The organism is Streptomyces sp. B15 (assembly GCF_018070605.1).
GTDB lineage: Bacteria > Actinomycetota > Actinomycetes > Streptomycetales > Streptomycetaceae > Streptomyces > Streptomyces smyrnaeus.
The window spans coordinates 60,777-80,742 of the sequence record NZ_JAGPXJ010000029.1 but is presented as its reverse complement, the minus strand read 5'-3'; the positions used below and the strand labels follow the sequence as shown (position 1 = coordinate 80,742).

The window sequence follows — 19,966 nt, the reverse complement described above, 5'->3', positions numbered from 1 at the left end:
ACGAACGGCACACAGCGCGCAATTCTCGGGACGCGTCGTCACATCGATCCGAACTCCGAGGCATGGATCGGCGGCGAAGCGGGAAGTGTTGCGGCAGGCACGACGAGCCGCAGCAGCACGTCCGCCCTGGCGTATCGAGGCCGCCGGGGACGGGGGCGGAAACGAGAAGAACAATCACAGGAGGTGGAGACCGGGGCGTGAGCCGGTTTCCCGTAATCCTTTCTGGACATCAGTGGGCCTTGTGGCTACACTGACCCTTTGCGCTGCCTATTAGCTGCCCCCTGCCCGTCACCAGGGGCACCGGTATGCGTGTAGAGAGTCCGAGCCCTCGGAAGGACCCCCTCTTGGCCGCCTCGCGCACTGCCTCGACTGCCAATTCGAACAACGGCGCCAGCACTGCCCCGCTGCGTATCTCTTTTGCGAAGATCAAGGAGCCCCTCGAGGTTCCGAACCTCCTTGCGCTCCAGACCGAGAGCTTTGACTGGCTGCTCGGCAACGACGCCTGGAAGGCTCGCGTCGAGGCCGCGCTGGACAGCGGACAGGACGTCCCCACCAAGTCCGGTCTGGAAGAGATCTTCGAGGAGATCTCCCCGATCGAGGACTTCTCCGGGTCGATGTCGCTGACCTTCCGCGACCACCGTTTCGAGCCCCCCAAGAACTCGATCGACGAGTGCAAGGAGCGCGACTTCACGTACGCCGCGCCGCTCTTCGTCACGGCCGAGTTCACCAACAACGAAACCGGTGAGATCAAGTCCCAGACGGTCTTCATGGGCGACTTCCCGCTCATGACCGACAAGGGCACCTTCGTGGTCAACGGCACCGAGCGTGTCGTCGTCACTCAGCTCGTCCGCTCGCCGGGTGTCTACTTCGACTCGACCATCGACAAGACCTCCGACAAGGACATCTACTCCGCCAAGATCATCCCGTCTCGCGGCGCCTGGCTGGAGATGGAGATCGACAAGCGCGACATGGTCGGCGTGCGCATCGACCGCAAGCGCAAGCAGTCCGTGACCGTGCTGCTCAAGGCCCTCGGCTGGACCTCCGAGCAGATCCTGGAGGAGTTCGGCCAGTACGAGTCCATGCGCGCCACCCTGGAGAAGGACCACACCCAGGGTCAGGACGACGCGCTGCTCGACATCTACCGCAAGCTGCGTCCGGGCGAGCCCCCGACCCGCGAGGCCGCGCAGACGCTGCTGGAGAACCTCTACTTCAACCCGAAGCGCTACGACCTGGCCAAGGTCGGCCGGCACAAGGTCAACAAGAAGCTCGGCGGCGACGAGCCGCTGAACTCCGGCGTGCTGACCACCGCCGACATCGTCGCCACGATCAAGTACCTGGTGAAGCTGCACGCGGGCGAGACGGAGTCCACCTCCGCCGAGGGCGACGAGATCGTCATCGAGACCGATGACATCGACCACTTCGGCAACCGCCGTCTGCGCAACGTCGGCGAGCTGATCCAGAACCAGGTCCGCACCGGTCTGGCCCGTATGGAGCGCGTCGTCCGCGAGCGGATGACCACCCAGGACGTCGAGGCGATCACGCCGCAGACGCTGATCAACATCCGGCCGGTCGTCGCCTCCATCAAGGAGTTCTTCGGCACCAGCCAGCTGTCCCAGTTCATGGACCAGACGAACCCGATCTCCGGGCTCACCCACAAGCGCCGTCTCAACGCGCTCGGCCCGGGTGGTCTGAGCCGTGAGCGGGCCGGCTTCGAGGTCCGTGACGTGCACCCCTCGCACTACGGCCGGATGTGCCCGATCGAGACGCCGGAAGGCCCGAACATCGGTCTGATCGGCTCGCTCGCCTCCTACGGGCGCGTCAACGCGTTCGGCTTCATCGAGACCCCGTACCGCAGGGTCGTCGGCGGCACCGTCACCGACGACGTGCACTACCTCACGGCGGACGAGGAAGACCGTTTCGTGATCGCCCAGGCGAACGCTCCCCTCAGCGAGGAGATGCGGTTCGCCGAGGACCGGGTGCTGGTCCGCCGCCGTGGCGGCGAGGTCGACCTGATCCCGGGCGACGACGTGGACTACATGGACGTCTCGCCGCGCCAGATGGTGTCGGTCGCGACCGCCATGATCCCGTTCCTGGAGCACGACGACGCCAACCGTGCGCTGATGGGGTCGAACATGATGCGGCAGGCCGTGCCGCTCATCAAGGCCGAGTCGCCGCTGGTCGGCACCGGCATGGAGTACCGCTGCGCGGTCGACGCCGGTGACGTCATCAAGGCCGACAAGGACGGCGTCGTCCAGGAGGTCTCCGCCGACTACATCACGGTCGCCAACGACGACGGTACGTACACCACCTACCGGGTGGCCAAGTTCACCCGCTCCAACCAGGGCACCTCCTTCAACCAGAAGGTGCTCGTGGACGAGGGCTCCCGTGTCATCGAGGGCCAGGTGCTGGCCGACGGCCCATCCACCGACGAAGGTGAGATGGCGCTCGGCAAGAACCTGCTCGTGGCCTTCATGCCGTGGGAGGGCTACAACTACGAGGACGCGATCATCCTCAGCCAGCGGCTGGTGCAGGACGACGTCCTCTCCTCGATCCACATCGAGGAGCACGAGGTCGACGCCCGCGACACCAAGCTGGGCCCCGAGGAGATCACCCGGGACATCCCGAACGTCTCCGAGGAGGTGCTGGCCGACCTCGACGAGCGCGGCATCATCCGCATCGGCGCCGAGGTCGAGGCGGGCGACATCCTCGTCGGCAAGGTCACCCCGAAGGGTGAGACCGAGCTGACCCCCGAGGAGCGGCTGCTGCGCGCGATCTTCGGTGAGAAGGCGCGTGAGGTCCGTGACACCTCGCTGAAGGTGCCGCACGGCGAGACCGGCAAGGTCATCGGCGTCCGCGTCTTCGACCGCGAGGAGGGCGACGAGCTGCCTCCGGGCGTCAACCAGCTGGTGCGCGTCTACGTCGCGCAGAAGCGCAAGATCACCGATGGTGACAAGCTCGCGGGCCGGCACGGCAACAAGGGCGTCATCTCGAAGATCCTGCCGGTCGAGGACATGCCGTTCCTGGAGGACGGCACCCCGGTCGATGTGATCCTCAACCCGCTGGGTGTCCCCTCCCGGATGAACCCGGGCCAGGTCCTGGAGATCCACCTGGGCTGGCTGGCCTCCCAGGGCTGGAAGGTCGAGGGCTCCGAGGAGTGGATGCAGCGCCTGCAGGCGATCGGCGCGGACGATGTGGCGCCGGGGACCAACGTGGCGACACCGGTCTTCGACGGCGCCCGTGAGGACGAGATCGCCGGTCTGTTCCAGGCCACGCTGCCGAACCGGGACGGCGACCGTATGGTCCAGTCCTCCGGTAAGGCGCACCTGTTCGACGGCCGTTCCGGCGAGCCGTTCCCGGACCCGATCTCGGTCGGGTACATGTACATCCTCAAGCTGCACCACCTGGTCGACGACAAGCTGCACGCCCGCTCGACCGGTCCGTACTCCATGATCACCCAGCAGCCGCTGGGTGGTAAGGCCCAGTTCGGTGGCCAGCGCTTCGGTGAGATGGAGGTGTGGGCCCTGGAGGCGTACGGCGCCGCGTACGCACTGCAGGAGCTGCTCACCATCAAGTCCGACGACGTCACCGGCCGCGTGAAGGTCTACGAGGCCATCGTCAAGGGCGAGAACATCCCCGAGCCGGGCATCCCCGAGTCCTTCAAGGTGCTCATCAAGGAGATGCAGTCGCTCTGCCTCAACGTCGAGGTGCTGTCCTCGGACGGCATGTCGATCGAAATGCGCGACACCGACGAGGACGTCTTCCGCGCGGCGGAGGAGCTCGGAATCGACCTGTCCCGGCGCGAGCCGAGCAGCGTCGAAGAGGTCTGACGGAGTCGGCCGGGGCGCGCTCCCCGCGTCCCGGCCTTCCCCGCGACCCCGTTCAGACCATTGACATACGACCCTGAGAGGGATTGACGAGAGTGCTCGACGTCAACTTCTTCGACGAACTGCGAATCGGCCTTGCCACCGCTGACGACATCCGTCAGTGGTCGCACGGCGAGGTCAAGAAGCCGGAGACCATCAACTACCGCACCCTCAAGCCGGAGAAGGACGGACTCTTCTGCGAGAAGATCTTCGGCCCCACCCGGGACTGGGAGTGCTACTGCGGCAAGTACAAGCGCGTCCGCTTCAAGGGCATCATCTGTGAGCGCTGCGGCGTCGAGGTGACCCGCGCCAAGGTGCGCCGTGAGCGGATGGGCCACATCGAGCTTGCCGCTCCCGTGACCCACATCTGGTACTTCAAGGGTGTTCCCTCCCGCCTGGGCTACCTGCTCGACCTGGCGCCCAAGGACCTGGAGAAGGTCATCTACTTCGCGGCGTACATGATCACGTACGTCGACGAGGAGCGCCGCACCCGCGATCTGCCCTCCCTGGAGGCGCACGTCGGTGTGGAGCGCCAGCAGATCGAGCAGCGCCGTGACGCCGACCTCGAGGCCCGCGCCAAGAAGCAGGAGAGCGACCTGGCCGAGCTGGAGGCCGAGGGCGCCAAGGCGGACGTGCGCCGCAAGGTGCGCGAGGGCGCCGAGCGCGAGATGAAGCAGATCCGCGACCGCGCCCAGCGCGAGCTGGACCGGCTGGACGAGGTCTGGAACCGCTTCAAGAACCTCAAGGTGCAGGACCTGGAGGGCGACGAGCTGCTCTACCGCGAGCTGCGCGACCGCTTCGGGACCTACTTCGACGGCTCCATGGGCGCTGCCGCGCTGCAGAAGCGCCTGGAGACCTTCGACCTGGACGAGGAGGCCGAGCGGCTCCGCGAGATCATCCGCACCGGCAAGGGCCAGAAGAAGACCCGTGCGCTGAAGCGGCTCAAGGTCGTCTCCGCGTTCCTGCAGACCAGCAACAGCCCCAAGGGCATGGTGCTGGACTGCGTGCCGGTCATCCCGCCGGACCTGCGTCCGATGGTGCAGCTGGATGGTGGCCGCTTCGCGACCTCCGACCTGAACGACCTGTACCGCCGTGTCATCAACCGCAACAACCGCCTGAAGCGGCTTCTCGACCTCGGTGCGCCCGAGATCATCGTCAACAACGAGAAGCGGATGCTGCAGGAGGCCGTCGACGCGCTGTTCGACAACGGCCGCCGCGGCCGTCCGGTCACCGGTCCGGGCAACCGTCCGCTCAAGTCGCTGTCCGACATGCTCAAGGGCAAGCAGGGCCGCTTCCGGCAGAACCTGCTGGGTAAGCGCGTCGACTACTCGGCCCGTTCCGTCATCGTCGTCGGCCCGCAGCTCAAGCTGCACCAGTGCGGTCTGCCCAAGGCGATGGCGCTGGAGCTGTTCAAGCCGTTCGTGATGAAGCGGCTGGTGGACCTCAACCACGCGCAGAACATCAAGAGCGCCAAGCGCATGGTCGAGCGCGGCCGTACGGTCGTCTACGACGTGCTGGAAGAGGTCATCGCGGAGCACCCGGTGCTGCTCAACCGCGCACCGACGCTGCACCGTCTCGGCATCCAGGCCTTCGAGCCGCAGCTGGTCGAGGGCAAGGCCATTCAGATCCACCCGCTCGTGTGCACCGCGTTCAACGCGGACTTCGACGGTGACCAGATGGCCGTGCACCTGCCGCTGTCGGCCGAGGCGCAGGCCGAGGCCCGCATCCTGATGCTGTCCTCGAACAACATCCTCAAGCCGGCCGACGGCCGGCCGGTGACGATGCCGACGCAGGACATGGTCCTGGGTCTGTTCTTCCTCACCACGGACGAGGAGCAGCGCGTCACCAAGGGCGACGGCCGCTCGTTCAACTCCACCGCGGAAGCGATCATGGCGTTCGACGCCGGGGAGCTGTCGCTCCAGGCGAAGATCGACATCCGGTTCCCGGCCGGCACCACTCCGCCGCTGGGCTGGACCCCGCCGGCGCCGGAGGAGGGCGCCGCGTCCGACAGCGACTCCCTCGTGGGCGAGTGGCAGCCCGGCGACCCGTTCCGGCTGCGTACCTCCCTGGGCCGTGCGCTCTTCAACGAGCTGCTGCCCGAGGAGTACCCGTTCGTCGACTACACCGTGGGCAAGAAGCAGCTCTCCCAGATCGTCAACGACCTGGCCGAGCGCTACCCCAAGGTCGTCGTCGCGGCGGCGCTGGACAACCTGAAGTCCGCCGGTTACTTCTGGGCGACCCGTTCGGGTGTGACCATCGCGATCACGGATGTCGTCGTCCCGGACGCCAAGCCGGAGATCATCGCCGGTTACGAGGCGCAGGACGAGAAGGTCCAGAAGCAGTACGAGCGCGGTCTGATCACCAAGGACGAGCGCACGCAGGAGCTCATCGCCATTTGGACCAAGGCGACCAACGAGGTCTCCGAGGCGATGAACGAGAACTTCCCGAAGACGAACCCGATCTTCATGATGGTGGACTCGGGCGCCCGAGGGAACATGATGCAGATGCGTCAGATCGCCGGTATGCGTGGTCTGGTGTCGAACGCGAAGAACGAGACCATCCCGCGGCCCATCAAGGCGTCGTTCCGCGAGGGTCTCTCCGTGCTGGAGTACTTCATCTCCACGCACGGTGCCCGTAAGGGTCTCGCCGACACCGCCCTGCGTACCGCGGACTCGGGTTACCTCACCCGTCGTCTGGTCGACGTCTCGCAGGACGTGATCATCCGCGAGGAGGACTGCGGCACCGACCGCGGCCTCAAGCTGTCGATCGCCTCCAAGGGCGAGGACGGCGTGCTGCGCAAGGCGGAGGACGTCGAGACCAGCGTGTACGCGCGCTGCCTGGCCGAGGACATCGTCGTCGACGGCATGGTGCTGGCCCCGGCCGGTACCGACCTGGGCGACGTGCTCATCGACGAGCTGGTCCGGCACGGTGTGGAGACCGTCAAGACGCGGTCCATCCTCACCTGCGAGTCGCACGTGGGCACCTGCGCCATGTGCTACGGCCGCTCGCTGGCCACCGGCAAGCTGGTCGACATCGGCGAGGCCGTCGGCATCATCGCCGCCCAGTCGATCGGTGAGCCCGGCACCCAGCTGACGATGCGTACCTTCCACACCGGTGGTGTGGCCGGTGACGACATCACCCAGGGTCTGCCGCGTGTGGTCGAGCTGTTCGAGGCCCGTACGCCCAAGGGCGTCGCGCCGATCTCCGAGTCGGCCGGCCGGGTCCGGATCGAGGAGACGGAGAAGACCAAGAAGGTCGTCGTCACCCCCGACGACGGCTCGGACGAGACGTCCTACAGCGTCTCCAAGCGTGCGCGCCTGCTGGTGGGCGAGGGCGACCACGTCGCCGTCGGCCAGCGGCTGACCGTCGGTACGGAGAACCCGCACGACGTGCTCCGCATCCTCGGCCAGCGCGCGGTGCAGGTGCACCTGGTGGGCGAGGTCCAGAAGGTCTACAACTCGCAGGGTGTGTCGATCCACGACAAGCACATCGAGATCATCATTCGGCAGATGCTGCGCCGCGTGACGATCATCGAGTCCGGCGATGCCGAGCTGCTGCCCGGCGAGCTGGTGGAGCGCACCAAGTTCGAGTCGGAGAACCGGCGCGTGGTGCAGGAGGGCGGCCACCCGGCCTCCGGCCGTCCGCAGCTGATGGGCATCACCAAGGCCTCGCTGGCCACCGAGTCCTGGCTGTCGGCGGCGTCCTTCCAGGAGACGACCAGGGTGCTGACCGACGCGGCGATCAACGCCAAGTCGGACTCCCTGATCGGCCTCAAGGAGAACGTCATCATCGGTAAGCTCATCCCGGCCGGTACGGGCCTGTCCCGCTACCGCAACATCCGGGTCGAGCCCACCGAGGAGGCGAAGGCCGCGATGTACTCGGCCGTCGGTTACGACGACATCGACTACTCGCCCTTCGGCACCGGCTCCGGCCAGGCGGTTCCGCTGGAGGACTACGACTACGGGCCCTACAACGCCTGAGTCCGACGCAACGCCTCGGGGCGGTCTCCCTTCACGGGAGGCCGCCCCGCGGTCGTATCCGTACGGCTGTGAACCGGCCACGGACGGCCTGCGTCATGGATGATGGGGGAAGACGGCAAGTTCGAGCTGGGAGGTGGGGGCCGGTGGCGTTCGGACCGTGGAATCCTGGAGGTGCCCCGGGCCAGGGGTACAACCCCGGGCTCGTCTCGAAGCAGGGGCAGCCCGGGCAGCCCCCTGGCGGTGTACCCGTGCAAAGTCAGCCGCAGATGGGGGCGATGCGCGCCTCGCACACCGACCGGGAGCGGGCGATCGACGTCCTGAAGGCCGGATTCAGCGAAGGCCGGCTGGGTCAGGAGGAGTACGAGCAGCGGCTGGCGCGGGCGTCGCAGGCGCAGACGTACGCGGACCTGAGCGTGCTCATCGCGGATCTGCCGCAGGGCCCGGTGCCCGTGCCGGTACCGGCGCCGCAGCCCACCTATCCGGTGGTGCCGCGCACCTTCTTGCCGGCGCCGCCGCCGAGCACCAACGGTTCGGCGATCGGTGCGCTGGTCTGCGGGGTCCTGACGCCGATGTACGGGCTGACGGCGATCCCCGCGGTGATCCTCGGGCACAAGGCGAAGGCGGAGATCCGCAGGACCGGTGAGCAGGGGGACGGGCTGGCCACGGCCGGTCTGGTGCTGGGCTGGCTGGCCATCGGGACCGTTCTGGCGATCATCTTCGGGGTGATCGTGGCGTCGAGCTGACGGGACGGGCGGCGGCCCGTTCCGCCGGGCGGTGACGAGCTGTCCTGTGTGCCCTTCTTCTCGCAGGTCGGGGGCGCTATGGTGGCCGGTCCATTTGTTTTGACCCCAGCCGATGAGGTAGGTACCCTCAATCTCTGTGCCTGGGGTGTCCCCTGCGCTGTTGTCCCCCGCGGATGTGGTATCCGCAACTGCGGCGACGGTGCGCGCAGCATGAGACACCGGAATCTGCATGCTTCTCACCATGGAGAAGTCCTCCGCCCTCGGCGGAGATCTGCAGCCTTCGACACACCCGACCTCGTGGGTCGGGTATGGCCCAGGTTAGCTTTACCGAGACTGGCACACAGAAACCGGAGAAACGGTGCCTACGATCCAGCAGCTGGTCCGCAAGGGCCGGCAGGACAAGGTCGAGAAGAACAAGACGCCCGCACTTGAGGGCTCGCCCCAGCGTCGAGGCGTCTGCACGCGTGTGTTCACGACCACCCCGAAGAAGCCGAACTCGGCCCTGCGTAAGGTCGCCCGTGTGCGCCTGACCAGCGGGATCGAGGTGACCGCCTACATTCCGGGTGAGGGTCACAACCTGCAGGAGCACTCCATCGTGCTCGTGCGTGGTGGCCGTGTGAAGGACCTGCCGGGTGTTCGCTACAAGATCATCCGCGGCTCCCTCGACACGCAGGGCGTCAAGAACCGCAAGCAGGCTCGCAGCCGCTACGGCGCCAAGAAGGAGAAGTAAGAATGCCTCGTAAGGGCCCTGCCCCGAAGCGCCCGGTCATCATCGACCCGGTCTACGGCTCTCCTCTGGTGACCTCCCTCATCAACAAGGTGCTGCTGAACGGCAAGCGCTCCACCGCTGAGCGCATCGTCTACGGCGCCATGGAGGGGCTGCGCGAGAAGACCGGCAACGACCCGGTCATCACGCTCAAGCGTGCCCTGGAGAACGTCAAGCCGACCCTCGAGGTCCGCTCCCGTCGTGTCGGTGGCGCCACCTACCAGGTTCCGGTCGAGGTCCGCCCCGGCCGCTCCTCCACGCTCGCGCTGCGCTGGATCGTGGGGTACTCCCGCGCCCGCCGCGAGAAGACCATGACCGAGCGTCTGATGAACGAGCTGCTCGATGCCTCCAACGGGCTCGGCGCCGCCGTGAAGAAGCGCGAGGACACGCACAAGATGGCCGAGTCCAACAAGGCCTTCGCGCACTACCGCTGGTAGTCGCTACCCCCATCGAGACCGAGAGAAGACTGAAGCCTTATGGCTACCACTTCACTTGACCTTGCCAAGGTCCGCAACATCGGGATCATGGCGCACATCGACGCGGGCAAGACGACGACCACCGAGCGGATCCTTTTCTACACCGGTCGTAGCTACAAGATCGGTGAGGTCCACGACGGCGCTGCCACGATGGACTGGATGGAGCAGGAGCAGGAACGCGGCATCACCATCACGTCCGCCGCGACGACCACTCACTGGCCGCTCAACGGCGTCGACTACACCATCAACATCATCGACACCCCGGGCCACGTCGACTTCACCGTCGAGGTGGAGCGTGCGCTGCGCGTGCTCGACGGTGCCGTGACGGTGTTCGACGGTGTCGCCGGTGTGGAGCCGCAGTCCGAGACGGTGTGGCGGCAGGCCGACCGCTACGGCGTTCCGCGTATCTGCTTCGTCAACAAGCTCGACCGTACCGGCGCGGAGTTCCACCGCTGCGTCGACATGATCAGCGACCGCCTGGGTGCGATTCCGCTGGTCATGCAGCTGCCGATCGGCACCGAGGCGGACTTCAAGGGCGTCGTCGACCTGGTGTCGATGAAGGCCCTCGTCTGGTCGCCCGAGGCCAAGATGGGCGAGATGTACGACACCGTCGACATCCCGGACACCCACGCCGAGGCGGCCGAGGAGTGGCGCGGCAAGCTGCTCGAAGCCGTCGCGGAGAACGACGAAGAGATGATGGAGCTGTACCTGGAGGGCCAGGAGCCCACCGAGGAGCAGCTCATGGCGGCGATCCGCCGGGTGACCCTCGCCTCCACCGGCGGCGAGGACGTCGTCACGGTGACGCCGGTCTTCTGTGGCACCGCGTTCAAGAACAAGGGGGTGCAGCCGCTGCTCGACGCGATCGCGCGGTACCTGCCGTCCCCGCTGGACGTCGAGGCCATCGAGGGCCAGTCCCCGAAGGACGCCGAGGAGATCATCAAGCGTCGTCCCTCCGAGGAGGAGCCGATGTCGGCGCTGGCGTTCAAGATCGCCAGCGACCCGCACCTCGGCAAGCTGACCTTCCTGCGTGTCTACTCGGGTCGCCTGCACACCGGCACCCAGGTGATGAACTCGGTGAAGGGCCGCAAGGAGCGCATCGGCAAGATCTACCGGATGCACGCGAACAAGCGTGAGGAGATCGAGTCGGTGGGTGCCGGCGACATCGTCGCCGTCATGGGTCTCAAGCAGACCACCACCGGTGAGACCCTCTGCGACGCGAGCAACCCGGTGATCCTGGAGTCGATGGACTTCCCGGCCCCGGTCATCGAGGTCGCCATCGAGCCCAAGTCCAAGGGCGACCAGGAGAAGCTGGGCGTCGCGATCCAGCGGCTGGCCGAGGAGGACCCGTCCTTCCAGGTCAAGACGAACGAGGACACCGGCCAGACGATCATCGCGGGCATGGGCGAGCTGCACCTGGACGTGCTGGTCGACCGCATGAAGCGCGAGTTCAAGGTCGAGGCCAACGTCGGTAAGCCGCAGGTGGCCTACCGCGAGTCGCTCCGCAAGAAGGTCGAGAAGGTCGACTACACCCACAAGAAGCAGACCGGTGGTTCCGGTCAGTTCGCGAAGGTGCAGATCGACGTCGAGCCGCTTGAGGGCGACGGCTACGAGTTCGTCAACCAGGTCACCGGTGGCCGTATCCCGCGGGAGTACATCCCGTCCGTGGACGCGGGCTGCCAGGAGGCCATGGAGTTCGGCGTGCTGGCGGGCTACCCGCTGACCGGCGTCCGCGTGACGCTGCTCGACGGTGCCTACCACGACGTCGACTCCTCCGAGATGGCCTTCAAGATCGCCGGTTCCATGGCGTTCAAGGAGGCCGCCCGGAGGGCGAGCCCGGCCCTGCTCGAGCCGCTGATGAAGGTCGAGGTGACCACGCCCGAGGACTACATGGGCGACGTCATCGGCGACATCAACTCGCGGCGTGGCCAGGTCCAGTCGATGGACGACCGCGGCAACGCGAAGCTCGTCACCGGTCTGGTACCGCTGTCGGAGATGTTCGGCTACGTCGGAGACCTGCGCAGCAAGACCTCCGGCCGTGCCACGTACTCCATGCAGTTCGACTCCTACGGCGAGGTTCCCCGGAGCGTCGCCGAGGAGATCATCGCGAAGGCCAAGGGCGAGTAACCACTCGCTCAGGGCGAGTGAGCCACTCGTCCAGGGGCGAGCGGGACATCCGCACTCACCCCTTAGGCTGGAGCAAAGGCATTCGGGGCACTCCGGTACAGATCGCTCGGTCATCGAGCGGACTGTACCGGGGCGCTCCGGCCGCCGGCCCACCCCAAGCGAACAGGTCAAGGGCGTCCCCCTAGGGGTCCTGACCGGTTCGGTACGACCACCTGAACCCCTCCGCAAAATGTGGAGGGTGTACAGCACCAGTCCACAGGAGGACCCCAGTGGCGAAGGCGAAGTTCGAGCGGACTAAGCCGCACGTCAACATCGGCACCATCGGTCACATCGACCACGGCAAGACCACTCTTACCGCGGCGATCACCAAGGTGCTGCACGACGCGTACCCGGACCTGAACGAGGCTTCGGCCTTCGAGAACATCGACAAGGCGCCCGAGGAGCGCCAGCGCGGTATCACCATCTCCATCGCGCACGTCGAGTACCAGACGGAGAACCGTCACTACGCCCACGTCGACTGCCCGGGTCACGCGGACTACATCAAGAACATGATCACCGGTGCTGCCCAGATGGACGGCGCCATCCTCGTGGTCGCCGCCACCGACGGTCCGATGCCGCAGACCAAGGAGCACGTGCTCCTGGCCCGCCAGGTCGGCGTTCCGTACATCGTCGTCGCCCTGAACAAGGCCGACATGGTGGACGACGAGGAGATCATGGAGCTCGTCGAGCTCGAGGTCCGTGAGCTGCTCTCCGAGTACGAGTTCCCGGGCGACGAGGTTCCGGTCGTCAAGGTCTCCGCGCTCAAGGCCCTCGAGGGCGACCAGGAGTGGGGCGAGTCCGTCGTCAAGCTGATGCACGCTGTCGACGAGGCGATCCCGGCTCCGGAGCGCGACACCGACAAGCCGTTCCTCATGCCGATCGAGGACGTCTTCACGATCACCGGTCGCGGTACGGTCGTCACCGGCCGTATCGAGCGCGGTACCCTCAAGGTCAACGAGAATGTCGACATCATCGGCATCAAGGAGACCAAGACCTCGACCACCGTCACCGGTATCGAGATGTTCCGCAAGCTCCTCGACGAGGGCCAGGCCGGTGAGAACGTCGGCCTCCTGCTCCGCGGCATCAAGCGCGAGGACGTCGAGCGCGGCCAGGTCATCATCAAGCCGGGCTCGGTCACCCCGCACACGGAGTTCGAGGCGCAGGCGTACATCCTGTCGAAGGACGAGGGTGGCCGTCACACCCCGTTCTTCAACAACTACCGCCCGCAGTTCTACTTCCGCACCACCGACGTGACCGGCGTGGTGACCCTCCCCGAGGGCACCGAGATGGTCATGCCGGGCGACAACACCGAGATGAGCGTCCAGCTCATCCAGCCCGTCGCCATGGAAGAGGGCCTCAAGTTCGCCATCCGTGAGGGTGGCCGGACCGTGGGCGCCGGCCAGGTCACCAAGATCATCAAGTGACCTAGCGCGACCAGCGCGCGAACGCTCGCGCGTCGGCCTCGGCCAAGAAGAGGGCCCGTACGGCTGTGAAGCCGTACGGGCCCTCTTCGTATGCGCGGCTTCCACTCGTACGATGGACGGGCCGGCGCGCACCCCTGACCGACGGGGGCGCGACCCTTTTCCTCATACGGAGTGAACTGTGCTGCGCACCATGTTCAAGTCCAAGATCCACCGGGCCACTGTCACCCAGGCCGATCTGCACTACGTCGGCTCGGTGACCATCGACGCCGACCTGCTGGACGCCGCGGACCTGCTCCCCGGCGAGCTGGTCCACATCGTCGACATCACCAACGGCGCCCGGCTGGAGACCTACGTCATCGAGGGCGAACGGGGCAGCGGAGTCCTCGGCATCAACGGTGCCGCCGCCCATCTCGTCCACCCCGGGGACCTGGTCATCGTCATCAGCTACGCCCAGGTGGACGACGCGGAGGCCCGCGCGATGCGTCCCCGTGTCGTCCATGTGGACGCGGACAACCGGATCGTGGCCCTGGGCGCCGACGCGAGCGAGCCGACGCTCGGCTCCGACGCGGAACGGCCACCGTATGCGGTGCCGCACCCCTGATCCGGGCGCGCCCCGAAGGGGCGCGGGGAACTGCGCGCGCAACCAGGAAGCACGTCGCAGCCTGCCATGCGCGGGGCGGGCCGGCTGGTTCCCGGTTGGCGTGCCGGGCGGTTGCTCAGGGGACGTAGCGGGGGAGCCCGTCCGTGGAGATGGTCCACTCGCCGACGGTGATGTCCTCGCCGTAGACGAAGTCCTTGCGTGTGGCGTAGCGGGGGCCCGCTGGGGTGGGGTGGATGTCCGACAGAACGGCTCCCTCGCCCGTACGCGGGTCGAAGACCACGTACACCGGAATTCCGAGCAGCGGATAGTCCCGCATCTTGCCCGTCCAGTCGTTGTCCGGGTTGGACCGGGAGACGACCTCGACGGCAGCGACCAGGCTGCGTGGATCGAAGGGCCCCTCGACCTCCATATCGGCCTCGGCGATGACGATGATGTCGGGATGGCGGACGACGCCATGCTGTGCGTCCTCCACGTCAGGGGTACCGGTATGGGCGAGCAAGCCCTCCGGCATCACCTTCTCCAGACGACGGCTGACACGCGCCGCCGTCAGTTCGTGCGGTCCCCCCGGCGACATCATGTCGTGAACGATTCCTTCTCTCGTGATCTCCAGCTTGCCGGGCACGCTGTCCTGTATGCGCTCGACGATGTCCCGCATCGCTTGGTACTGGACGGCGTCGTGCTCCGAGTGGTGCGAGGTGATCGTCACGGCGCGCGCTCCCTTCTGCCTGCGATCGCCGGAGGCCAGTGGCACTCATGCTAGTCGCGTGCGAGCCCCTTCCACATGGCCCGTCGCGGCACTCCCGGCAGCGGCCGGGGGCGGGCGCGCGGAAGGGGCGCCCGCAGTCGGGGCACTCCTGGAGCGGGTCCGGGCGGGGGTCTGACGGCCGGGAGGCGGGCAGCGGCGGTGGCAGCAGCGCGGTGAGCCGGTGCGCCAGCAGTGCCGCCGGGCGGCGCAGCTCGGTGACCGGCGGGAGGTGCGCGGTCAGGGAGCGCCGTACGGCCTCGGGCCGCACCCCGCGCTCCAGCCACGCCGCTACGGCGGGGGAGAGGCGGGCCGTCTCCCGCTCGGACAACAGCAGGCGGTCGTCGTCGCGGCGCAGAGCGGCGAGGAGCGCGACGGCCGTGGCGTCCCGCGCGAGGTCGGCGCCCTCGGGCGCGGGGAGTGGGGGTTTGGGCGCGGGAGGTGTGGGCTCCGGCGTCGAGGCGGGCGGCGTCGAGTCGAGCGGCGCCGACGGCGGGGCCGGTGCCGGTTCCTGTGGCCGTTCCTGCGCCGGGGTCCTTGCCTCCGGTGGTGCGGCGAGTGCCTGCCGCGCGTGCGGCTCGCCGGGGGTCTCCGTCGGGTGCGCGTACGACACCGTACGGGTGACGACCCGTCCGCTGGGAGTGCGGCTCACCGTCCGCGCCAGGTACCCGTACGCCTCCAACTCGCGTAGTGCTGCGGCGATTCGGGCTTCGCCCTCGGGGAAGCGGGCGGTCAGCGATTTGATGTCCACCCTTGTGCCGTCCGGCACGGACTGGATGTGGACGGCGAGCCCGATCGCGAGGAGCGACAGCTCCCGGTGCTGGGCGAGGTGGTTGCCGACGACCGTGAAGCGGTCGCGGTGACGGAAATTGATGTGGACGAGGCCGGAGCGGCGCGCGGGCGCGCTAAGCTGCTGAACAGCCATCGGGAAGCCGTTTCTTCCTTGATGGTCAGGCCCTCGATCGGGATGGCAGTCCCGGCCGGGGGCCGTCGCAAGTGTGCGGTTGTCGTGCTGGAGCCTATGCCAGCCAACGGGCGTAAAGGCCAGCCAACTTGGCCTCATTCACTCGTGTGGGTGACGGGAGGCTGGTGGGGCTTGGTGAGGTGCTTCGCCGGTTCCTTTACGCCCTTGATGTGGCGGGCCACCGGGTCGCGGCGGACCGCGACCCGGTGAGCGCGGTGCCGGCCGGCAATGCGATCTCGGCCCACGCCGTCTTGCAGGGCGACGGCCCGTACGTCACGCCCCACCGTTCGCTCAGCGCCGCGACGAGCAGCAGCCCGCGCCCCGACTCCGCCTCGGCGGCGGGCGGCTGGGGAGGCGACGCGGCGTCCGGCGCCCGCTCGCTCCGGGTATCCGACACCTCGACGCGGACGAGTCCCGGCGCGTCGGCGGTACGGACTCTGAGCCGGAAACTGCGCCCCGGTACGCGGCCGTGGAGCGCCGCGTTGGCGGCCAGCTCCCCGACGACCTGCGCGACGGACTCCGTCGGCAGCCCGCGCGAGCCGAGCTCGGCAACGGTGAGGAGGCGCGCGAGGCGCGCCCCACGCCGGGTGGGGGACAGCAGAACGGTGAAGTCCAACCGGATGGCGGCGAGTTGGGACAGCGGAGGAGTGGTGGTCTCGTTGGTCACCTCACCCAGCGTGGCCGGATGTGCGCGCTCTGGACAGATGGGACGAGCGAACGGACGGAGGCTGTCCGGCAGCGCAGGCGGAATAGTACGGATTGTACGCCGTAACCGGAGCAGTTTTACGAATTCTGTGACAAAGCATGGCGAGACGCTCCTACGGTATGCGTACCGACTGCGGACGGAGGCAGTACGCATGGCCGAACACGATGACGAATGGGAGGCGGGGCTGGAGGACGACTCCAGCGCCGTACTCCGGGCGGTCAGCCGCCAGATCAAGCTGTGGCGCGAGGCAGCGGGCATGACCCAGGGTGAGTTGGGCGCGGCGATCGGCTACGGCGAGGAGATGGTCTCCGCCGTGGAGCGCTGCAAGCGGCTCCCCAAGCCGGAGTTCCTCGACGGCACGGACCAAGCACTGGGCGCGGACGGCAAGCTCTCCGCCATGAAGGAGGACGTCAAGCAGGCCCGGTACCCGAAGAAGGTCCGCGACCTGGCCAAGTTGGAAGCGAAGGCCGTGGAAATCGGTGCTTACGGTGGCCACAACATCGAGGGCCTGTTGCAGACGGAGGAATACGCGCGCGCACTCTTCGCCCAGCGACGCCCGGCTTACGGCGAGGAGGAGCTTGACCGCCAGGTCGCTGCTCGTATGGCTCGGCAGGCGGTCCTCGAACACCGTCCATCACTGGCGTTCACCTTCGTGCAGGAGGAGGTGACCCTGCGAAGGCCTATCGGCGGCAAGGCAGTGCTGCGTCAGCAACTCGCACATCTGCTGGAGGTTGCTCAGTTGCGGCACGTGACGATCCAGGTGATGCCGACGGCGTCTGAGGAGCACGCAGGCATGGCGGGCGGGCACCGCATCTACAAGTTCCCAGACGGCAAGACGTTGGGGCACTCAGAGGGCCAGATGACGAGCCGCTTGATCTCTGACCCGAAAGAGGCGCAGATCCTAGAGATGCGCTATGGCATGCTGCGCTCACAGGCGCTCACCCCGCGTGAGTCTTTGGCCCTCATCGAGAAAGTGCTGGGAGAGACATGACGTTGAAGCTTTCCACCGCAGACGGCTCTGGCCTGGAGTGGGTGAAGAGCAGCTACAGCAGCGACGACGGCCCCGCCTGCGTGGAGGTGGCCGCCACGTCCGGCACGGTCCGCGTGCGCGACTCCAAGAACAAGCCGGGCCCGCAGCTGGCTGTCACGCCGACCACCTGGGCGGTTTTCGTCTCGTACGCCGCCACCAACTGACGTGCACCCTCCCGCGCCCCCGTCTCGACAAGGCGGGGCCGGGGGTCGGTCCGTCCGTGACATCTCACCGAGAAGGAGTGAACGGCATGCCGTTGAGGCTCGATGCGCAATGGGTCAGGAGCAGCTACAGCAGCAACGATGGGCCGTTGTGCGTCGAGGTTGCTGCGACCCCCGGCACGGTGCACATCCGCGACTCCAAGAACACGCCGGGGCCCCGGCTCGCCGTCGCGCCGACCACCTGGGCGGCTTTCGTCACGTACGCCGCCACCCGCTGAGGCGCGCCGGAGAAAGGCTGGACGACAGATGAGTCTGGAACCCGGCTCCGAACTGCAGTGGACCAAGAGCAGCTACAGCAGCAACGACAGCCCGGACTGTGTGGAGGTGGCGGCCACGCCCGGCACGGTCCACGTGCGCGACTCCAAGGTCCCGACCGGCCCGCAGCTTGCCGTCGCTCCGACGACCTGGGCCCGCTTCATCTCGTACGCCACCGTCACCGACTGATACTCGTCCCTTCCGTGCCCCCGTCTCACCGAGGCGGGGGCACCGTGCGGTTGCGAGCCAGCGGTGCGAGACCTGCCATGAGGCAGACGGCCGCCAGCGGGATCAGGTCGAGATCGACCGCGATCAGGGCGAAGGCCACGAACACGAGCGCCGGGCTCCACACGGGCAGCCGGCTGGGCCGTGCGGCTGCCAGCATGATCAGCAGGGTGAGCGTGCCGAGTTGGAAGGCGAGCGGGCCTGCCAGCTTGAGAAGGTCGGGCAGCGGGGCCGAGTCGGCCAAACCGGAGAACAGATCGCCGAGTATGACCCAGACGAAGCAGCCCGCGCCGAATGATCCGGCAACCATGGCGGCACTGGCGGCGGTTCTCTTCCGGGCGGTGGTCGCGGGAGCGAGGCGGCGCAGCTCCACGAGGAAGGCGCCGAGCAGAAGGAAGGCGGCGAGGAAGAACGTGTGGCCGAGGTTCCACGCGAACCCTGGGCCGTGGTCGCCGTCCAGGCCATCGATCAGGCGAAGCACGCCGTAGCACAGCAGCAGAATGGGGATGAGGACCGGAAGCAGCCGGGTTGTGCGTGCCATTGAGGTCATGCCCCTACGGTCTCTGTCCGGTCCGGCTGCGGGGTATCGGGACGATCCCCAAGCGCACCCGGAGGACGGCCTTAGGGGTCAGGCCGCTCAACTACCCGCGCTCGCAGGGCTGTAGCGCTTGTGCAAGGACCTTCCGGTCCCGAACCGCTCCCCGAACCCGGTAATTCCCTACACTCGGAGAACAGGGTGATTCTCGTATTGATCACCATTTCATGCGGGGGAAAGGGAAAACGCGTGCGATTCTGGGTGTTTTTCCGGTTACTGGTCGCCATCGGGACCATCAGCATCATGATGATGTGGGGGCAGCGCAGGGGTGAATTGCTCCGCGGGATCGACCGTGACGGGTTCGCGGTGTTCACGGAGCTGAGCATGGGTCTCGCCATCCCGCTGGTGCTCATGGCGGCGCTGCTGTCCATCCCGTTCGAGATCTTCGTGTTGCGCAGGCGGCGGTCCTGGCATTTGGGCGCCAGCATCGTGGTGCTCGGGGTCAACGCCGTCCTCGCGATCGGCAGTGCCACGGCCGCTCCCGAGGCAACGCTGCTACCGGAGGAAGCGGCGGCATACAGCACTGATGACCGGGTACTTTTCGCGACCGTCCTGTTTCTCGTCTTTTACTACATGCTCTGGGCCCCGACGATCTACCTCGTGGCCACGGTCGCCTTCTTCGCAGGGGGCAAGCGTGCAACGTACGAGAGAATCGACTCCACCAACGCCCAGGTCGCTCTCGACGCCGGGCCGACGCTGGCCCAGCTCGGCCTGGTACTGACCGCCGCCGGCATCACCCAGGCGTACGACCGGGACGAGGGCTGGCAACAGATGATCGTCCCCGTCGGTGTCGGCGTCGCTCTGCTCGTCCTCACCCTGCTGACCTTGGCCGGGTACCGGCGCACGCGCACCTGACGGGACAGTCGAAGGACTGTCGGTCAGCCGGCCAGGCCCGTGAGCCGGGTGGGCGACTGGGAGCGGATCAAGGTGGAGACGGTTGCCATCCTCCGGTTCGAGGCGGGCCGCCCCCCACGACCGGCGGCTCGCCGACCTCGTCGGCGAACTCACGCTCTAGTACCTGGAGTTACTGCCTGATGGAACGACCGCCGGGTGTTGCGCCGCACCAGGGCGCCAAGCGCTACGACCATCCCCTGGTCGGCGGCCTGCATTTCTCCCACGAGTCCTTCCACACGCCCGGCGACACGGAACAGGCCCTGTGCGTCTACAACGTCGAACCGGTCTCCGAGACCGGCCAGGTCCTACGGGTCCTGG

Annotated in this window: 17 protein-coding genes and 1 pseudogene; 15 read left to right on the top strand and 3 right to left on the bottom strand. The window is 67.4% G+C overall.

Going from position 1 to position 19,966, the window contains the following annotated elements; genetic code table 11:
- The 9 genes from KBY19_RS16025 to panD form a co-directional block, all read left to right on the top strand.
- Positions 1–201 (top strand): hypothetical protein (locus KBY19_RS16025; protein ID WP_210965992.1); only part of this gene is annotated, 201 nt, incomplete at its 5' end.
- A 143-nt stretch (positions 202–344) separates the two neighbouring features.
- Positions 345–3,827 carry a DNA-directed RNA polymerase subunit beta gene (gene rpoB / locus KBY19_RS16020; protein ID WP_099883456.1) on the top strand — a complete coding sequence of 1,161 codons (3,483 nt, stop codon included), beginning with the start codon at positions 345–347 and terminating at the stop codon, positions 3,825–3,827.
- 92 nt (positions 3,828–3,919) lie between these two features.
- Positions 3,920–7,843 carry a DNA-directed RNA polymerase subunit beta' gene (locus tag KBY19_RS16015; protein WP_210956805.1) on the top strand — a complete coding sequence of 1,308 codons (3,924 nt, stop codon included), beginning with the start codon at positions 3,920–3,922 and terminating at the stop codon, positions 7,841–7,843.
- Positions 7,844–8,118: 275 nt separating this feature from the next.
- Positions 8,119–8,586, top strand: coding sequence for a DUF1707 and DUF4190 domain-containing protein (locus KBY19_RS16010; protein ID WP_210956806.1), 468 nt, complete (start codon positions 8,119–8,121; stop codon positions 8,584–8,586).
- A 358-nt stretch (positions 8,587–8,944) separates the two neighbouring features.
- Entirely contained in the window at positions 8,945–9,316 is a 372-nt protein-coding gene (gene rpsL / locus KBY19_RS16005) for a 30S ribosomal protein S12 (protein ID WP_003948652.1), read from the top strand.
- Between the two features lie 2 nt (positions 9,317–9,318).
- Positions 9,319–9,789 (top strand): 30S ribosomal protein S7, encoded by a 471-nt coding sequence (rpsG, locus tag KBY19_RS16000; protein WP_019354980.1) that lies wholly within the window; start codon positions 9,319–9,321, stop codon positions 9,787–9,789.
- 39 nt (positions 9,790–9,828) lie between these two features.
- Positions 9,829–11,952, top strand: coding sequence for an elongation factor G (gene fusA / locus KBY19_RS15995; RefSeq protein WP_099883458.1), 2,124 nt, complete (start codon positions 9,829–9,831; stop codon positions 11,950–11,952).
- Positions 11,953–12,221: 269 nt separating this feature from the next.
- Positions 12,222–13,415 carry an elongation factor Tu gene (gene tuf, locus KBY19_RS15990; RefSeq protein ID WP_210965991.1) on the top strand — a complete coding sequence of 398 codons (1,194 nt, stop codon included), beginning with the start codon at positions 12,222–12,224 and terminating at the stop codon, positions 13,413–13,415.
- Between the two features lie 178 nt (positions 13,416–13,593).
- On the top strand, positions 13,594–14,016 hold the full coding sequence (gene panD, locus KBY19_RS15985; protein ID WP_099883459.1) for an aspartate 1-decarboxylase: 423 nt from the start codon (positions 13,594–13,596) through the stop codon (positions 14,014–14,016).
- A 115-nt stretch (positions 14,017–14,131) separates the two neighbouring features.
- Here panD and KBY19_RS15980 read toward each other — a convergent pair whose 3' ends face one another.
- Together KBY19_RS15980 and KBY19_RS15975 are read right to left on the bottom strand one after the other, a co-directional pair.
- A complete protein-coding gene (locus KBY19_RS15980) occupies positions 14,132–14,722 on the bottom strand; it encodes a Uma2 family endonuclease (protein WP_307843520.1) in 591 nt (196 codons plus the stop codon).
- 1,157 nt (positions 14,723–15,879) lie between these two features.
- A complete protein-coding gene (locus tag KBY19_RS15975; protein WP_307843519.1) occupies positions 15,880–16,389 on the bottom strand; it encodes an ATP-binding protein in 510 nt (169 codons plus the stop codon).
- 190 nt (positions 16,390–16,579) lie between these two features.
- Here KBY19_RS15975 and KBY19_RS15970 point away from each other — a divergent pair, with 190 nt between their 5' ends.
- From KBY19_RS15970 to KBY19_RS15955, 4 genes are all read left to right on the top strand, one after another.
- Positions 16,580–17,419, top strand: coding sequence for a helix-turn-helix transcriptional regulator (locus tag KBY19_RS15970; protein WP_099883461.1), 840 nt, complete (start codon positions 16,580–16,582; stop codon positions 17,417–17,419).
- Positions 17,416–17,622 carry a DUF397 domain-containing protein gene (locus KBY19_RS15965; RefSeq protein WP_099883462.1) on the top strand — a complete coding sequence of 69 codons (207 nt, stop codon included), beginning with the start codon at positions 17,416–17,418 and terminating at the stop codon, positions 17,620–17,622. The genes KBY19_RS15970 and KBY19_RS15965 overlap by 4 nt, the downstream gene beginning before the upstream one ends.
- A gap of 86 nt (positions 17,623–17,708) precedes the next feature.
- Complete coding sequence (locus KBY19_RS15960) at positions 17,709–17,897, top strand: DUF397 domain-containing protein (protein WP_099883463.1); 189 nt, start codon at positions 17,709–17,711, stop codon at positions 17,895–17,897.
- A gap of 28 nt (positions 17,898–17,925) precedes the next feature.
- On the top strand, positions 17,926–18,123 hold the full coding sequence (locus KBY19_RS15955) for a DUF397 domain-containing protein (RefSeq protein ID WP_099883464.1): 198 nt from the start codon (positions 17,926–17,928) through the stop codon (positions 18,121–18,123).
- A gap of 25 nt (positions 18,124–18,148) precedes the next feature.
- Here the strand turns inward: KBY19_RS15955 and KBY19_RS15950 are convergent, their stop codons facing one another.
- The gene (locus KBY19_RS15950; protein ID WP_210965990.1) at positions 18,149–18,709 is read right to left on the bottom strand and encodes a hypothetical protein; all 561 of its coding nucleotides are present in this window, start codon (positions 18,707–18,709) and stop codon (positions 18,149–18,151) included.
- A gap of 186 nt (positions 18,710–18,895) precedes the next feature.
- Between KBY19_RS15950 and KBY19_RS15945 the strand changes: the two genes are divergently transcribed.
- Together KBY19_RS15945 and KBY19_RS36510 are read left to right on the top strand one after the other, a co-directional pair.
- The gene (locus tag KBY19_RS15945; RefSeq protein ID WP_210956788.1) at positions 18,896–19,609 is read left to right on the top strand and encodes a hypothetical protein; all 714 of its coding nucleotides are present in this window, start codon (positions 18,896–18,898) and stop codon (positions 19,607–19,609) included.
- A 179-nt stretch (positions 19,610–19,788) separates the two neighbouring features.
- Positions 19,789–19,905 (top strand): annotated as a pseudogene (locus tag KBY19_RS36510) (hypothetical protein); the annotation flags it as partial.
- Between the last annotated feature and the right edge of the window lie 61 nt (positions 19,906–19,966).

Excerpts from the sequence above, each read along its gene's own strand:
- KBY19_RS16010 (WP_210956806.1), top strand. The coding sequence starts at position 8,119 with ATGCGCGCCTCGCACACCGACCGGGAGCGGGCGATCGACGTCCTGAAG.
- rpsG (WP_019354980.1), top strand. The coding sequence starts at position 9,319 with ATGCCTCGTAAGGGCCCTGCCCCGAAGCGCCCGGTCATCATCGACCCG.
- fusA (WP_099883458.1), top strand. The coding sequence starts at position 9,829 with ATGGCTACCACTTCACTTGACCTTGCCAAGGTCCGCAACATCGGGATC.
- KBY19_RS15970 (WP_099883461.1), top strand. The coding sequence starts at position 16,580 with ATGGCCGAACACGATGACGAATGGGAGGCGGGGCTGGAGGACGACTCC.
- KBY19_RS15965 (WP_099883462.1), top strand. The coding sequence starts at position 17,416 with ATGACGTTGAAGCTTTCCACCGCAGACGGCTCTGGCCTGGAGTGGGTG.
- KBY19_RS15960 (WP_099883463.1), top strand. The coding sequence starts at position 17,709 with ATGCCGTTGAGGCTCGATGCGCAATGGGTCAGGAGCAGCTACAGCAGC.
- KBY19_RS15955 (WP_099883464.1), top strand. The coding sequence starts at position 17,926 with ATGAGTCTGGAACCCGGCTCCGAACTGCAGTGGACCAAGAGCAGCTAC.
- KBY19_RS15950 (WP_210965990.1), bottom strand. The coding sequence starts at position 18,709 with ATGACCTCAATGGCACGCACAACCCGGCTGCTTCCGGTCCTCATCCCC.